The 15,421-nt window shown below is 76.0% G+C and carries 14 protein-coding genes; 9 read left to right on the forward strand and 5 right to left on the reverse strand.

Annotation, left to right across the window (positions count from 1 at the left end; all coding sequences use genetic code 11):
* Window positions 1-87: 87 nt before the first annotated feature.
* Complete coding sequence (locus tag SJY06_RS09270) at window positions 88-645, reverse strand: MarR family winged helix-turn-helix transcriptional regulator (RefSeq protein WP_380166835.1); 558 nt, start codon at window positions 643-645, stop codon at window positions 88-90.
* An 82-nt stretch (window positions 646-727) separates the two neighbouring features.
* Between SJY06_RS09270 and SJY06_RS09275 the strand changes: the two genes are divergently transcribed.
* A complete protein-coding gene (locus SJY06_RS09275; protein ID WP_380166837.1) occupies window positions 728-1,381 on the forward strand; it encodes an FMN-dependent NADH-azoreductase in 654 nt (217 codons plus the stop codon).
* 81 nt (window positions 1,382-1,462) lie between these two features.
* Here SJY06_RS09275 and SJY06_RS09280 read toward each other — a convergent pair whose 3' ends face one another.
* Complete coding sequence (locus SJY06_RS09280; protein ID WP_380166839.1) at window positions 1,463-2,518, reverse strand: LacI family DNA-binding transcriptional regulator; 1,056 nt, start codon at window positions 2,516-2,518, stop codon at window positions 1,463-1,465.
* A 183-nt stretch (window positions 2,519-2,701) separates the two neighbouring features.
* Here SJY06_RS09280 and SJY06_RS09285 point away from each other — a divergent pair, with 183 nt between their 5' ends.
* From SJY06_RS09285 to SJY06_RS09305, 5 genes are read left to right on the forward strand one after another with little or no spacing between them, the layout of a single operon-like run.
* The gene (locus tag SJY06_RS09285) at window positions 2,702-4,096 is read left to right on the forward strand and encodes an ABC transporter substrate-binding protein (RefSeq protein ID WP_380166841.1); all 1,395 of its coding nucleotides are present in this window, start codon (window positions 2,702-2,704) and stop codon (window positions 4,094-4,096) included.
* On the forward strand, window positions 4,093-5,061 hold the full coding sequence (locus SJY06_RS09290; RefSeq protein ID WP_380166843.1) for a carbohydrate ABC transporter permease: 969 nt from the start codon (window positions 4,093-4,095) through the stop codon (window positions 5,059-5,061). The genes SJY06_RS09285 and SJY06_RS09290 overlap by 4 nt, the downstream gene beginning before the upstream one ends.
* Complete coding sequence (locus SJY06_RS09295) at window positions 5,058-5,882, forward strand: carbohydrate ABC transporter permease (RefSeq protein WP_380166845.1); 825 nt, start codon at window positions 5,058-5,060, stop codon at window positions 5,880-5,882. The genes SJY06_RS09290 and SJY06_RS09295 overlap by 4 nt, the downstream gene beginning before the upstream one ends.
* Complete coding sequence (locus tag SJY06_RS09300) at window positions 5,879-6,901, forward strand: alpha/beta hydrolase fold domain-containing protein (protein ID WP_380166847.1); 1,023 nt, start codon at window positions 5,879-5,881, stop codon at window positions 6,899-6,901. Before SJY06_RS09295 ends, SJY06_RS09300 begins: the two co-directional genes overlap by 4 nt.
* Window positions 6,902-7,819: a levansucrase gene (locus SJY06_RS09305; protein WP_380166849.1), complete on the forward strand. Its 918-nt coding sequence runs from the start codon at window positions 6,902-6,904 to the stop codon at window positions 7,817-7,819. It begins immediately after the preceding gene.
* A gap of 42 nt (window positions 7,820-7,861) precedes the next feature.
* Here the strand turns inward: SJY06_RS09305 and SJY06_RS09310 are convergent, their stop codons facing one another.
* Complete coding sequence (locus SJY06_RS09310; protein ID WP_380166851.1) at window positions 7,862-8,452, reverse strand: hypothetical protein; 591 nt, start codon at window positions 8,450-8,452, stop codon at window positions 7,862-7,864.
* Window positions 8,453-8,587: 135 nt separating this feature from the next.
* Window positions 8,588-9,178 (reverse strand): GNAT family N-acetyltransferase, encoded by a 591-nt coding sequence (locus SJY06_RS09315; protein WP_380166853.1) that lies wholly within the window; start codon window positions 9,176-9,178, stop codon window positions 8,588-8,590.
* Between the two features lie 86 nt (window positions 9,179-9,264).
* Here SJY06_RS09315 and SJY06_RS09320 point away from each other — a divergent pair, with 86 nt between their 5' ends.
* The 3 genes from SJY06_RS09320 to SJY06_RS09330 all read left to right on the forward strand — a co-directional run bounded on the left by SJY06_RS09320 (window position 9,265) and on the right by SJY06_RS09330 (window position 14,339).
* The gene (locus SJY06_RS09320; RefSeq protein ID WP_380166855.1) at window positions 9,265-9,864 is read left to right on the forward strand and encodes a YdeI family protein; all 600 of its coding nucleotides are present in this window, start codon (window positions 9,265-9,267) and stop codon (window positions 9,862-9,864) included.
* A 98-nt stretch (window positions 9,865-9,962) separates the two neighbouring features.
* A complete protein-coding gene (locus tag SJY06_RS09325; RefSeq protein WP_380166857.1) occupies window positions 9,963-13,304 on the forward strand; it encodes a PDZ domain-containing protein in 3,342 nt (1,113 codons plus the stop codon).
* A gap of 126 nt (window positions 13,305-13,430) precedes the next feature.
* Window positions 13,431-14,339: a ribonuclease Z gene (locus SJY06_RS09330; RefSeq protein WP_380166859.1), complete on the forward strand. Its 909-nt coding sequence runs from the start codon at window positions 13,431-13,433 to the stop codon at window positions 14,337-14,339.
* A gap of 139 nt (window positions 14,340-14,478) precedes the next feature.
* On the opposite strand, the gene SJY06_RS09335 is transcribed toward SJY06_RS09330, so the two are convergent.
* Window positions 14,479-15,390: a 2-hydroxyacid dehydrogenase gene (locus tag SJY06_RS09335; protein ID WP_380166861.1), complete on the reverse strand. Its 912-nt coding sequence runs from the start codon at window positions 15,388-15,390 to the stop codon at window positions 14,479-14,481.
* Window positions 15,391-15,421 lie beyond the last annotated feature (31 nt).

Raw genomic sequence — 15,421 nt, forward strand, 5'->3', positions numbered from 1 at the left:
TCACGCTGGACCGCCCGGGTGTCGCCGCGGTGAACGAGCGGACAACGGGGCCCGAGCCGACGGTGGCCGTTGGGCGACGCGCCGGGCTCAGCCCGGCAGGTCGGCGGCCAGGGCGGCCACGTGCGCGCAGGTCGTCGGGTCGTGCTCACGGACCCGGCCCGCCGCCCGCTGGAGCAGGCGGCGCAGCTCGGTCACCTCGGCCGCCGGCAGACCGTCGAACAGGTGGTCCTCGACCCGGTCGAGCCGGGTGTGGAAGTCCGCCAGCCGCTCCACGCCGGCCGGGGTCAGCACGATGCGGCGGGCGCGGCGGTCGTTCGGGTCGGGCCGACGCTCGATGAGCCCGGCCCCGGCCAGGTCGTCGAGCAGGTACGTGACGACGGTCTTGTCCAGGCCCGAGGCCTGGGCCAGCGCGAGCTGGTTGGGCTGCCCCTGCTCCACCGCGCTGAGCAGCCGGAACGCGCGGGCGCCCCCGGGCAGGTCCTGCAGCACGCGGTCGGCGGAGCGGGCGTGGGCCCGCAGCAGCACCGCCAGGGCCCAGCCGAGGTCTCCGGGCTCGGCCTGGGCGGCGCAGGCGCCCACGAGCGCGTCGGGGTGGCCCTCGGCCTCGGACGCCGGGGGCCGCGACGCCGACGTCGACCGGACCATGCGACCACGGTACTCCTTGACCAAGATGGTCGGCTGCACATCTCGTCTGACTACAGAACATCTAGTCAACCAAGGAGTTTCCATGCCCACGCTTCTCCGCGTCGACGCCAGCTTCCGCACCGACGGCTCCGTCAGCCGCGCCGTCGCCGACAGCGCCACCGACGCCTGGCTGGCCGAGCACCCGACCGGGACCGTGGTCCGCCGCGACCTCTCGGCGTCCCCGCTGCCCGCCACGGCCTGGGTCGACGCGCTGGCCGCGGCCCCGCTGCCCGAGCAGGACCGGACCCCGGCGCAGCGCGAGGCCCACCAGCTGGTCACGACGCTGGCCGACGAGCTCATCGGCGCCGACCAGCTGGTGCTGGCCTCGCCGCTGTTCAACTTCGGGGTGAGCCAGTACACGAAGGTCTGGATCGACCTGCTCATCGCCGACCCGCGGCTCGGGCCCGGCACCACCGCGCTGCAGGGGCGGGGCGCCCTGGTGGTCGCCAGCCAGGGCGGCGGGTACCGGCCCGGCACGCCGCGGCACGGCTGGGACCACGCGACGGCCTACCTCGAGCGCATCCTCGGCGACGTGTTCGGCATGGCCGTCGACACCGTCACCGCCGACCTGACGCTGGCCCCGGTGACCCCGCAGATGGCCCACCTGGTCGAGGCGGCCGAGGTCGCCCTGCGCGAGGCCCACACCGCCGCGGCCGCGCACGGCACCCGGCTGGCGGGCCGCTCCGTGGCCGCCTGAGGTCCGACGGTCCGACGGTCCGACGGTCCGACGGTCCGACGGCCCGGGCCAGGCGGCGGGGCCCGCGTGCGGGCCCTGCCGTCACCCTCGGGGCGGGCCGACCGACTCGCGGTGGCGGACCGGCATGGGCAGGCGCAGCGGCTGGTCGGGCGACGGGCCGGCGCCGCCGTCGAGCAGGTCGCACAGCAGGTCGATCGCGGCGCGGCCCAGCTCGCGGTGCGGCAGCGCGACCGTGGTCAGCGCGGGCCGCAGCCACGCGGCGAGCGGGATGTCGTCGAAGGCGATGACCGACACGTCCTCGGGCACCCGCAGGCCCGCCTCGGCCAGGGCCTGGTAGGCGCCCAGGGCCAGGTGGTCGTTGAAGCAGACCAGTGCGCTCGGCCGACCCTCGCGCAGGATCGACCGGGTCGCCTCCAGGCCCAGCGGCGGGACCCACGCCTCGAGCGGACGCCCGCCGGCCAGTCTCACCCCGGCCTCGGCGAAGGTCCGGGTGAGGGCGTCGAGCCGCTCGGCGGCGGCCACACCGCCCGGGGGCACCTCGTCGGGCGAGGTGCCCACCCCCACCAGGTGCACCCCGTCCCGGTGGCCCGCCTGCAGCAGCACGGTGGCGGCGTCGCGCCCGGCGGCCCACTCGTCGGGCAGCACCGTCGGTACCGGTGTCGCGCCCGTCGACACGGCGTTGAGCAGCACGGCGGGCACGTGCAGGTCCGGCGTCGGGTCCTCGCGCTCGCGGGTGAACATGCTGGCCACCACCAGCCCGTCCACCTGGCGGTCGCCCATCGACGCCAGCAGCCGCTTCTCGTCGTCCGGGTCGCCGCCGGACTCCCCGATGAGCAGCATCAGGCCGCGCTCGTGCGCCCGCTCGAGCGCGCCCTTGATCATGTTGCCGGCCAGCTGTGACGTGGCGACGGTGTCCGAGACGAACCCGAGCGTGCCCGTGCGTCCGGTGCGCAGCCCGACCGAGACGATGTTGCGGCGGTAGTCGAGCTCGCGGGCGGCCTGCACGACGCGCTCCTCGACCTCGACCGACAGGCGGAGCTCGCGGGCCCGACCGGACAGCACCAGCGACGCCGTGGTCGACGACACGCCCGCCGCGCGGGCCACGTCGGCCAGCGTCACCCTGCGCCTCGCGGCCACGGCCACCACCTCTCGGTCCCGCCCCGGTCACGGCCCGGTCACGTCTCGGTCACGTCGGCCCCGGTCGGGCGAGACCGGTTGACGGTAGCGCAGGCGGGGTGTCAGCATCCTCGTGCTAATCCGATTTAGCCACCAGACTGGTTCCTGCAGCCTGACGTCACCGTTGACGAGAGGTAGGCCCCGATGCCCCCGCGCACCCGTCCCACCGTCCTTCCCGCCCTGCTGCTGGCCGGCCTGCTCCCGCTGGCCGCCTGCGCCGCCCCCGGCGGCTCGACCGAGGCCGACGCCCCCGAGCCCGCCGCCGACGGCTCCGAGCCCGCGGCCGACGGCTCCGAGGCCGCCGCGCCCGCCGTCGACGCCACCTGCGGCGACGGCCCCGTCACCATGCAGGCCTACTTCGAGACCGGCTTCCCCGTCGCGACGGCGCTGACGGACGCGTTCACCGAGGAGTACCCCGACGTCACCTGGGAGGTGCGCGAGGACCAGTTCGCCGTCATCACCCAGAACGCACCCCGCGTGCTGGCCGACGACCCGCCGGACCTGATGCGCCTGCCCCAGGTGTCCGAGCTGGCCGCCGACGGGTTGCTGCTGGACCTCGACCCGTACGCGGCCGAGCTGGGCTGGGACACCTGGCCGGAGTCGCAGCTGGAGCAGCTGCGGGTCGACGACGAGGGCCGTCGCGGCGAGGGCCCGCTGTACGCCATGGGCATCAACGCCAGCATGACCGGCGTGTTCTACAACAAGGAGCTGGCCGAGCAGGTCGGCATGACCGAGCCGCCGGCCACCCTGGCCGAGCTCGACGAGGTCATGCAGGCCGCCGTGGACGCCGGCATCACGCCGATGGCGCAGTTCAACGGCGGGGCCACGGGCGGTCTGGCGTTCCCGCTGCAGAACCTCATGGCCAGCTACGGCGACCCCGGCGAGATCAACAGCTGGATCTTCCAGCAGGACGGGGCGAGCATCGACACCCCGGCCAACCTCGAGGCGGTCCAGCACCTGCAGGGCTGGATCGAGGCCGGCTACTTCGCCGACGACGTCAACTCCCTCGACTACTCGATGATGATGTCCCGGTTCATCGAGGGCGACAGCCTGTTCATCCACAACGGCGACTGGGAGTCCGGCAACCTCGACACCCAGATGCCCGGCAACGTCGGCTTCTTCCTGATGCCGCCGCTGGAGGAGGGCGGCCCGCAGGCCGCCATGTCGGCGCCGCTGACTTTCGGCATCAGCGCCAACGCCGAGAACCCCGGCTGCGCGGCCTTCTTCCTCGACTGGACCGCCACGTCCGAGACCGCCCGCGACATCCTCGTCGAGGTCGGTGGGTCGCGGCCCATGGGCCCGGCCGACGCCTACATGCCCGAGGTCGACGCGGAGTCCGTGACGTCGCAGACCCTGGCGGCCGGCGCCACCATCGCCGAGGACGACGGCGCGATGGACTTCATCGCCAACGCCACCGGCTCGATCTACGCCCAGAGCTGGACCCCGCAGCTGCAGCAGCTCGTCGCCGGTGGCGTCGAGCCCGCCGACCTGCTGGCCACCGTGCAGGCCGACTACGAGGCCGAGGTCTCCGGCCGATGACCGTCGACCCCCGTCCCCGCACCGCCGAGAGGAGCCTGTCTGCCGGCAGCGGCCCCGGCCCGGGGACGGGGGTCCTTCCCCGCCGGCGGCGGCGCCGACACCACGGCGCCGTCGTCGGCTGGCTCCTGGTCGCCCCGGCGGCCCTGTTCTACGGCGTGTTCGTGCTGCGCCCGCTCGGCCTGACCGCGCAGTACTCGTTCTACGACTGGAACGGCATCGGGCCGTCCACCCCGGTCGGCCTGGACAACTACGCCCGGATCCTCACCGACCCGACGCTGTACGGCTCCCTGGTCCACGCCTTCCAGCTGATCCTGTTCTTCAGCGGCGTGCCCGTCGTGGTCGGCCTGGTGGTCGCGGCCACCATCCGCCGGATCGCCACCAGCCGGCTCGCGCTGGTGGCGCGCACCGTCGTGTTCCTGCCCCAGGTCATCCCGCTGGTCGCGGCCGGCATCACCTGGAGCTGGCTGCTGTCCAGCCGCGGTGCGGTCAACGAGCTGCTGAGCCTGGTCGGCCTCGGGTTCCTCACCCGGGCGTGGCTCGGCGACATCGGCACCGCCCTGTCCGCGGTGGGCGTCATCGGCGCCTGGGTGCTGCTGGGGCTGTGCACGCTGCTGCTGCTGTCCGGCATGACCAAGATCGACCCGTCGCTGTACGAGGCCGCCCGCCTGGACGGCGCCGGCCCGGTGCGGGAGTTCCTCGCCGTCACCGTGCCCGGCGTCCGGCAGGAGATCGGCGTCTGCGTGACCGTCACCGTGATCGCGGCGCTGGCCAGCTTCGACATCGTCTACATCTCGACCCAGGGCGGGCCCGGCGGCGCCACCACGGTGCCCGGCCTGCAGATCTTCTACCTGGCCTTCGCCAGCCGGGACATCGGCCAGGCCTCCGCGCTCGCGGTGGTCCTGGTCCTGCTCGTCCTGGCCGTGGTCCTGCCCGTGCAGTACGTCGTCCGGAGGGGTGAGCAGTGATCGTCAGCCGGTCCGAGTCTCTGGTCGGGCGGGTCGCCCTCGTCCTGCTCATGGCGGTGACGGTGCTGCCGTTCGTCAGCCTGTTCGTCACCGCGCTGCACCCGACCGGCACCTACCCGCCCGGCCTGGCCTGGCCCGAGGACCCGCAGTGGGGCAACTTCCTGCTCGCGTTCGAGTCCGCGCAGATGGGTCGGCTGCTGTGGTCCAGCGCGCTCATCGTCGCCGGCGTGGTGCCCGTCGCCATGATCATCGGCACGGCCGCCGGGTTCGCCTTCGGCCAGGTCCGGATGCCCGGGCACAGGATCGGGTTCATCGTGTTCGTCCTCGGTCTGACGCTGCCGTTCGAGGGCATCGTCATCCCGCTGTACTACCAGATGCGCGACCTGGGCCTGCTGGGCTCCCGGTGGGCCATCGTGCTGCCGCTGATCGGGCTGTTCATGCCGTTCGCCGTGCTGTGGATGCGGGCGCACTTCGTCACGGTGCCCAAGGAGCTGACCGAGGCCGCGCAGATCGACGGGGCCAACCTGTGGCAGCAGCTGTGGCGGATCCACGTGCCGCTGGCCCGCCCGGCGCTGGCGAGCCTGGCGATCCTGCTGTTCCTGTGGACCTGGAACCAGTTCCTGCTGGCGATCGTGCTGGTCGACGACCCGCTCAAGCGGACGATGGCCGGGGCGCTCGGCGCGTTCCAGGGCCAGTGGGGCACCGACATCCCGCTGCTGTGCGCCGGGTCGCTGCTCATCCTCACGCCCACCCTGCTGGTGTTCGTCATCTTCCAGCGGCAGTTCGTCTCCGCCCTGCTCCAGGGCTCGGTGAAGGGGTGAGCGCACCGGCCGGACCGACCTCGCGACCGCAGCCCCGCCCCTCGCCCCGACCGCCGTTCGACCCCGATGTCGCCCGTGCGCTGCACGACAACGCGGCCGACCTGGTGACGTCGATGACGCCGGAGCAGGTGCTGGAGGTCCGGCAGCGCCCGCCGCGCGACCCCGACCCGACCGAGGCCACCCTGTCCCGCGACGGCCGCTTCACGGTGCGGACGGTGCACGCCCCTGGCCCCGTCGGCGCGCCCGACGTCCCGCTGGTGGTGTGCACCCCGGTGTGGGGGGTCAGCGGCCGGGCGGTCCGGCACCCGGTCCTGTACTACGTGCACGGCGGCGGCCTGGTCGCCGGCAACGCCTGGCGCGACCTGCCGCCGCTGCTGGACCTGGCCCACGACCTGGGCCTGGCCGTGGTGTCGGTGGAGCACCGGCTCGCCCCGGAGACGCCCTACCCGGGCCCGGTCGAGGACTGCTACGCCGGGCTGGTGTGGCTGGCCTCGGCGGCGCCGAGGCTCGGCCTGGACCCCGACGCCGTCGTGGTCGGCGGCACCAGCGCCGGGGGAGGCCTCGCGGCCGCCGTGGCGCTGCTGGCCCGCGACCGGTCCGGCCCGGCCCTGCGCGGGCAGCTGCTGCTGTGCCCGATGCTCGACGACCGCAACGACCGGCCCTCCACCTGGCAGATGGCCGGGGCGGGCGTCTGGGACCGCACCGCGAACGCCACCGGCTGGGCGGCCATGCTGGGCGAGGCGGCCGGCGGCCCCGACGTGCCCGCCTACGCCGCCCCGTCGCGGGCCGAGGACCTGGCGGGGCTGCCCGCCACCTACGTCGACGTCGGCTCCGCGGACACCTTCCGGGACGAGGACGTCGCCTACGCCGCGGCCATCTGGGCCGCGGGCGGGGACGCCGAGCTGCACGTCTGGCCCGGCGGCTGCCACGGCTTCGAGCACCTGGCGCCGACGGCCAGGCTGTCCCGCGACGCGGTCGACGCTCGGCGCCGGTGGCTGCGACGGGTGCTGACCCGCTAGATGCTCAGGCTGGCCGAGGACTGGGTGTGGGACTTCTGGTTCGCCGACGACGGCGAACGGCACCACGTGTTCTTCCTGAAGGCGCCACGTTCGCTGGGGGACCCGGACCTACGCCACTTCCACGTCCGGGTCGGCCACGCGGTGTCCGACGACCTCGTCGACTGGGAGCTCCTGCCGGACGCGCTGTGGCCCCGCAAGGAGCCCGCGTTCGACGACGGCACCACGTGGACCGGGTCGGTGGTGCGCGACGACGACGGCGGCTGGCGGATGTTCTACACCGGCACCAGCCGGGCCGAGGACTGCCTGGTGCAGCGCATCGGCGTCGCGCGCTCCGACGACCTGACGACCTGGGTGCGCGAGGGGACCACCGCGCTGCTCGAGCCCGACGCCCGCTGGTACGAGACGCTGGACCGAACGGCCTGGCACGACCAGGCCTGGCGGGACCCGTGGGTGTTCCGCGACCCGGGCGGCGACGGCTGGCACATGCTGATCACCGCCCGCGCCGCCACCGGGCCGGCCGACGACCGCGGCGTGATCGGCCACGCCTGGTCGCCGGACCTCGACACCTGGCAGGTCCGGGCGCCGCGCAGCGCCCCCGGCGCCGGGTTCGGCCACCTCGAGGTGCCGCAGGTCGAGGTCGTCGACGGTCGTCCGGTGCTGCTGTTCTCGTGCCCGGGCGTGCACCTGTCCGCGGCCCGCCGCGCGCAGGGCGTCGACGGTGGCGTGTGGTGGCTGGACGCACCGTCGCTCGTCGGGCCGTTCGACGCGAGCGCGGCCCGGCTGCTGAGCGACGAGCGGCTGTACAGCGGGCGGCTGGTGCAGCGGCGTGACGGGGCCTGGGTGTGGCTGGGCTTCGAGAACGTCGACGCCGACGGCGGGTTCGTCGGCGTCATCGGGGACCCGCAGCCGGTCGGCTGAGCCGGGGGCCGCAGGCGCTCGCCACGACGTGGCCCGTCCGGCTCACCAGCGGTGGGCCACGTCGACCACCACCCGCGACGCGTTCCCGGGACCGGCCACGGTGAGCACCCGGAACGGCAGCCGGGCCCGCACGCCCAGGCCGACGGTGGACTGGCCCTCGAACGTGCCGGCCCAGGTCACCTGCCGGAACGTGGTGTACCCGCGGACGTCGGCCAGGCGGGCCGGGGAGGCGGGGGAGTAGGTGGCTCGCCCGCGGTCGTCGTAGGCGGGGGCCCGCACCACGACTTGCAGCCGGGCGCCGCCCGCGGTGGGCACGACGGCCCCGGAGCCGTCCTGGCGGACGGCCTGCACGTAGCGGACGTCGTAACCACGCAGCTCGCCGTCCACGTCCAGGACCAGCCGGTCGTAGCAGCCGTGCCGGCCGGAGCGGACGTCGACCAGGTGCCCGCGCGGGGCGGGGGCGTTGACCGTCGCGGTGGACGACTTCGCCTGCGATCCCCAGGTCAGGCCGCAGTAGGGCGCGGCCTGCGCGGGAGCGGGCCCGAGCAGCACCGGCAGCAGCAGGGCCAGCGCGGCGAGCAGGACGAGCAGGCCCCGGCGGGGGCGGGATCGGTGGTGGGTGGCTGCGGTCATGACGGCTCCTCGGGTCGGGGCGCCGTCGCGGGGTCCGGGCGGTGCCGGGTGAGCGCAGGACGCGAGCACGGGCCGCCCTGATACCTCGCCGAGGCCGCCGTAGTCGGCCGTGCCCGTCGTCGGCCGTGCCCGTCGTCAGCGCGTGTCGGTCCCGACCAGCGTGCGGCGCACGACCAGCCGGGGCAGCTTGGAGGCGACGGCGTCCGTGCGACCGACGACCGAGAACCCGACCCGTTCGAACATGGCGCGGGTGCCGATGAACGCCATCGTCGTGTCCATCCGGCCGGGCGGGTCGACCGGGTAGGCCTCGACGGCGGGGGCGCCCTGGCCGGCGGCGTAGGCGACGGCCCCCTGCAGCAGGGCCGTGGTGACGCCCTGCCGCCGGTACCCGCCCCGCACGACGACGCAGATGACCGACCAGACCGCCACGTCGTCGACCGGGTGGATGAGCCGGCTGCCGACCAGCCGCGGGATGTCGGCGCGTGGGCTGATGCTGGCCCAGCCGACCGGCATGCCGTCGCGGTAGGTCACGACGCCGGGCGGGTGCTCGCGCTCGCACAGCCGCCGCGCGGCCTGCTCCCGGCTGCCGTCACCGAGCTCGTCGATCTGCGGCCCGCGCAGCCGGTGGGACAGGCACCAGCAGTGCGTGGCACGCCGGTTCGGGTTGACCACGTCGGCGAAGTCCTCGAACCGGTCCGGGGTCACCGGGTGCGTCTGCCAGTCCATGGCCGGAGCCTGCCCGACGGGGCCGACATCCTGTCGGCAACCCGTTGACGGCCCGCGTTGTCGGTGCCGGCTGCCACGATGCGCCGGTGGCGGAGCAGGCGCAGGAGCTGGTGGTCCCCGACGTCGACGCGTGGCGGGCGTGGCTGGCCGAGCACGTGAGCTTCCAGACCGGGGTGTGGCTGGTGCTGGCCAAGAAGGGCACGACGAGCCCCACCAGCCTGACCTACGCCCAGGCCCTGCAGGAGGCGCTGTGCCAGGGCTGGATCGACGGTCAGGCCAAGAGCATCGACGAGGCCACCTACCGGCAGCGCTTCACCCCGCGCCGGGCGCGCAGCCTGTGGTCCAAGCGCAACGTCGGGTACGTGGCCGACCTGATCGCGGCCGGCCGGATGCAGCCCAACGGCTACGCCGAGATCGAGCGGGCCAAGGCCGACGGGCGCTGGGACGCCGCCTACGCCGGGCCGGCCACCATCGAGGTGCCCGACGACCTGGCTGCGGCGCTCGCGGCCGAGCCCGCCGCCCAGGCGGCGTTCGCGCGGCTCGACGGCCAGAACCGGTACGCGGTGCTGTTCCGCGTCACGACCGCGCGCACGCCCGAGACCCGGGCGCGGCGGATCGCGACCAGCGTGGCGATGCTCGCCCGCGGCGAGACGGCGTACCCGGCCCGCCCGCCCAAGGACGGCTGACCCGGGTCGCGCCCAGCGTTGGACCGTCCGGACCGGGCCTGATCCGGACCGGTTCCGCGTCCGCTGGTGCGCCCAGGTGGCCGCCGTAGGGTCGAGCGATGACCTCGACGCCGAGCTACCTCAGGTACCCGACCGTCCAGGGCGAGGTGGTCGCCTTCGTCGCCGAGGACGAGGTCTGGGCCGCCTCCCTCGACGGGGGGCGGGCCTGGCCGGTGACCGCCGACCGGGCGCCGGTCGGCTTCACCCGGCTGTCGCCGGACGGGCGACGGGTGGCGTTCACCAGCCGGCGCGAGGGCGCGCCCGAGGTGCACGTGGCCGACCTGGACGGCGCTGGCGCGCGCCGGCTGACGTTCTGGGGCGACGAGGTGACCCGGGTGCTGGGCTGGCTCGACGACGCGCACGTCGTCGCGGCCACCCCCGCCGGGCAGATGTCCCGCTGGGCGACCTGGGCGTGGGCCGTGCCGGTCGACGGCGGCCCGGCCCGCCGGCTGCCCCTGGGCCCGGTGTCGGGCTGGACGGCCGACCCCGACGGCGCGGTCGTGGTGGCCACCGACGGCAACCGACGCGGGGCCGCCGCGTGGAAGCGCTACCGCGGCGGCACCATCGGTCGGCTCTGGCTCGACCCGGACGGCGAGGGCCGGTTCGCCCCGTTCCTGGGCGAGGTGGACGGCCAGCTGGAGGACCCGGTCTGGACCGGCGGGCGGCTGGCGTTCCTGTCCGACCACGAGGGCTGGGGCAACGTGTACTCCGTCGCCGCCGACGGCTCGGACCTGCGTCGGCACAGCGACCACGCCGACCGCTACGCCCGGGCCCTGGCCGGTGACGGCACCCGCCTGGTCCACGCCGCCCACGGCGAGCTGTACGTGCTGGACGACCTGGCCCCGGACGCCGAGCCGCGGCGGCTGCCGGTCACCCTGCCCGGCGCTCGCCCCGGCCGCCGCCCCGCCGTGGTGGCCGCCGACGACGCGCTGGGCGAGGTGGCCGTGGACCGCACCGGTCGAGCCGCCGCCGTCGAGGTCCGCGGCACGCTGCACTGGCTGACCAGCCGGGACGGGCCGGTGCGGGCCGTGGCCGACACCCCCGGCGTGCGGGTGCGGCTGCCCCGCATCGTGCCGACGCCCGCCGAGCGGGCGGACGGGGCGCCGGACCACGACCAGCCGTGGGTGCTGCGGGTGAGCGACGCCGACGGTGACGACGCGCTGGAGCTCGGACCGGCCGACGGGACGAGCGCGCCGCGACGGCTGGCCGGCGGGACGCTCGGTCGGGTGCTCGACCTGGCCGCGTCGCCGGACGGCCGCCGGGCCGCGGTGGCGAGCCACGACGGGCGGGTGCTGCTGCTCGACCTGACCGACGGGGCGGCCGGCGAGCCCGTGGTCGTGGCCGACGGGCTGGAGACCGACGCGAGCGGGCTGGTCTTCTCGCCGGACTCGCGCTGGCTGGCCTGGTTGCAGCCCGGGGGCTACCCGCTGCGCCAGATCCGGCTCGCTGAGCTGGGCGACGCGGGCTCCGACGGGCCGGTCCGGGTGGTCGACGCCACGCCGCTGCGGTTCATCGACACCGAGCCGGTGTTCACCGACGACGGCCTGCACCTGGCGTTCCTGTCCGTGCGCACGTTCGACCCCGTCTACGACGCGCTGAGCTTCGACATGGCGTTCGTCGCGGCGCAGCGGCCGTTCCTGCTGCCGCTGGCGGCGAGCACGCCGTCGCCGCTCGCGCCGTCGGTGGCGGGTCGACCGGTCGACGGCGCGACGGGTGGCCCGACGGGTGGCCCGACGGGGGCCGGTGCTGCGCCGGACGCCGCGCCCGGTGACGCCGCCGCAGGACCCGGGGACGTGCCGCGGGTGGTCGTGGACGTGGCGGGGCTGACCGCCCGCGCCGTGCCGCTGCCGGTGCCGGCGGGTCGCTACGAGGGCCTGCACGCCGCCGGTCGTGGGCTGCTGTGGCGCGAGCCGCCGCTGGCCGGGGAGCTGGGCGAGACCCGCAGCGCCCCCGAGGACGAGGCGAAGGCCCCGCTGCGCCGCTTCGACCTGGACACCCGCCGCACGCAGACGCTGGTGGAGGCCGTGACGGGGGCGTGGCCCTCCGGCGACGGCCGCCGGGTGCTGGTCCGTGACGGCGACGGTCTGCGGCTGCTCCCGACCGACCGTGTGGTCCCGGCCGAGGACCCCGACGGCGCCGTGGCCGTCGACCTGGGCCGGGTCCAGGTCGTCGTCGACCCCGCCGCGTCCTGGCAGCAGATGTTCGACGAGCAGGGCCGCCTGATGCGCGACCACTTCTGGGTGCCCGACATGGCCGGCGTGGACTGGGACGAGGTGCTGCGCCGGTACCGGCCGCTGGTCGACCGGGTCGCGAGCCGCGACGACCTGTCCGAGGTGCTGTGGGAGACCGTCGGCGAGCTCGGCTGCTCCCACTCCTACGAGACGCCGCCACCGCGACCCGTCGAGGCCGCGCTGCGGCTCGGCCACCTGGGCGCCGACCTGGCCCGTGACGACGACGGCACCTGGCGGGTCCGGCGCATCCTGCCGGGTGAGCCGAGCGTGGCCAAGGCCCGCTCGCCCCTGCTGGCCCCCGGGGCGGGGGTCGAGGTCGGCGACGCGCTGCTGGCCGTCGACGGCCGCGCGGTGGACCCGGTCACCGGGCCGGGACCGCTGCTGGTGGGTACGGCGAACCGGGCGACCGAGCTGACCGTCGCCCCGGCCGACGGCGGGCCGGCGCGTCGGGTGGCGGTCGTGCCGTTGGCCGACGAGCGACCGGTCCGCTACCACGACTGGGTCGCCGCACGCCGGCAGGCGGTGCACGCGGCCACCGGCGGCCGGGTCGGCTACCTTCACGTACCCGACATGGTGGCCAGCGGCTGGGCGCAGCTGCACCGCGACCTGCACACCGAGGTCCGGCGCGACGCCCTCGTGCTGGACCTGCGCGGCAACGCCGGCGGCCACCTGTCGGAGCTGGTCCTGGAGAAGCTGTCCCGGCGGCTGCGGGCCCGCACGATCAGCCGGCACGCCCAGGAGGAGACCTGGCCCAGCGACGCCCCGCGCGGGCCGCTGGTCTGCGTCAGCAACCAGTGGGCGGGCAGCGACGGCGACATCGGCACCGCCATGTTCCGCGCGCTCGGCCTGGGCCCGGTCGTGGGCACGCGGACCTGGGGCGGGGTGGTCGGCATCGACGGGCGCTACACGCTGGCCGACGGGACGGCCGTCACGCAGCCGCGGTACGGGTTCTGGATGGAGCGTGAGGGCTGGGGCGTCGAGAACTACGGGGTGGATCCCGACGTCGAGGTGCTGCACCCGCCGCAGGCCTGGGCCGCCGACGAGGACCCACAGCTGGACACCGCGGTGTCGCTGGTGCTGGGCGCGCTGGAGCAGCACCAGCCGCTGCCCGTGCCGGACTGGCGGACCCGTCCCGACCGCGCCGCCCCGGTGCTGCCGCCCCGGCCCTGACGCGCGGGCGGTGACGCGCGGGCGGTGACGCGCGGGCGGTGACGCGCGGGCGGTGACGCGCGGGCGGTGACGCGCGGGCCCCGGGCGGTGCCGGGCCGCGCCGGGGGCGCGTCCTAGGCTCCGACGGTGGTGCGGGAGCTGGTCGTGCTGGGCACGGCGTCGCAGGTGCCGACCCGCACGCGCAACCACAACGGGTACCTGCTCCGCTGGGACGGCGAGGGGCTGCTCTTCGACCCGGGCGAGGGCACCCAGCGGCAGATGACCTTCGCCGACGTCGCCGCCTCCGCGGTGACCAGGGTGTGCCTGACCCACCTGCACGGCGACCACTGCCTGGGCCTGCCCGGCGTGGTGCAGCGGATGGGCCTGGACGGGGTGCGCCGCGACCTGCCGGTCCACCACCCGGCGGGGGCGGAGGAGCAGGTGGCCGCGCTGCTGGCCTCCAGCGCGCACGTCGAGCTGGTCCGCCCGGTCCCGACCCCGGCCGCTGCCGGTCCGCTCGCGCGCGGCCCGGGCTGGGTGCTGTCCGCGGCGCCGCTGGACCACCGGGTCCCCGCCGTCGGGTACCGGTTGCAGGAGGCCGACGGGGTCCGGATGCTGCCCGACGCGCTCGCGGCGGCCGGGGTGTCCGGGCCTGACGTGGGGCGCCTGCAGCGCGAGGGCGAGCTCGACGTCGACGGCCGCCGGGTGCGGCTGGCCGACGTCAGCGAGCCGCGGCCCGGCCAGGCCGTGGCCGTCGTCATGGACACCCGCTGGTGCGACGGGGCCCTGGCCCTGGCGGAGGGCGTCGACCTGCTGCTGGTGGAGTCGACGTTCCTGCACGCCGACGCCGGCCTGGCCGAGCGGTACGGCCACCTGACCGCTCGCCAGGCCGGGGAGCTCGCGGCCCGCGCCGGGGCTCGGCGGCTGGTGCTGACGCACTTCTCGCAGCGCTACGGCGAGTCCGGCGAGCCCTTTCGGGCCGAGGCGGCCGCCCTGCACGAGGACGTGGTGGCCGCCGAGGACGGGATGCGCGTCGCCGTGCCACGACGCCGCTGAGCCCGTCCGGCCGCACGGCGTGGGCCGACGGGGTGGCGACCGCCGCGCCCCGGTGGTCCGCCGCGCCCCGGTGGTCCGCCGCGGCCCGGTGGTCCGCCGCGGCCCGGTGGTCCGCCGCGGCCCGGTGGTCGCCGGAAGGTCAGTAGTGCTCGCCCACCGTGTTGCCGGGGCGCTCGCCGCGGGCCAGCAGCAGCAGCTGCTCGCGGGCCACCGCCCAGGCCCGTTCGTCGGAGCCGGCGGTGTGCCCGCCGACGTGCGGGGTCAGCAGCAGGCCGGGCGCCTCCCACAGCGGGTGCTCCGACGGCAGGGGCTCGGGGTCGGTGACGTCCAGGCCCGCGAGCAGCCGTCCGGACCGCAGCTCCGCGAGCAGGGCGTCGGTGTCGACCACCTGTCCGCGCGCGGCGTTGACGAGCACGGCGCCGTCGCGCATCCGGGCCAGGAACGCGGCGTCGACCAGGTTGCGCGTCTCGTCGGTGAGCGGCACGACCAGGACGACCGCGTCGGCCTGGGGCAGCAGGTCGGGCAGCTCGTCGGTGCCGTGGACCCCGTCCCGGGCGGTGCGCCCGACCAGGGTGACCGTGCAGCCGAACCCGTCGAGCCGGCGGCGGGTCTGCTCGCCCAGGTCACCGGCGCCGACCACGACGACGTGCGCGCCCTGCAGGCCGGGGGAGCCGACCTCCGCCCACTCGCGCCGGTCCTGCTGGCGGACGAAGCCGGGGACGCCGCGGCGCAGGGCCAGCAGCACCGTGACGGCCCACTCGGCGGTCGAGCCGCCGTGCGCGCCGCGGCCGTTGACCAGCGACACGCCCTCGGGCAGCCGGCCCAGCCAGGCCTCGACCCCGGCGGACAAGGTCTGCACCACCTCGACGCCCTCCACCGCCTCGACGACGGTCAGGACGCCGTCGGTCGACTCGCCGGCGGTCACGACGGCACGGGCCTGCGCCGGCCAGGTGGACCGGTCGTCACGGTCGACCAGGACGGGTTCCAGCTCGTCGAGCCCGGACAGCGCGTCCAGACCCTGCTGCGTGAAGACGACGACTCGCGTAGGCATGGCCTCGACCGTAGGCCAGGGGACGGCCGCG

The sequence above is a fragment of the Jannaschia sp. R86511 genome, assembly GCF_042466345.1.
Taxonomy (GTDB): Bacteria; Actinomycetota; Actinomycetes; order Actinomycetales; family JBBAYJ01; genus Aquipuribacter.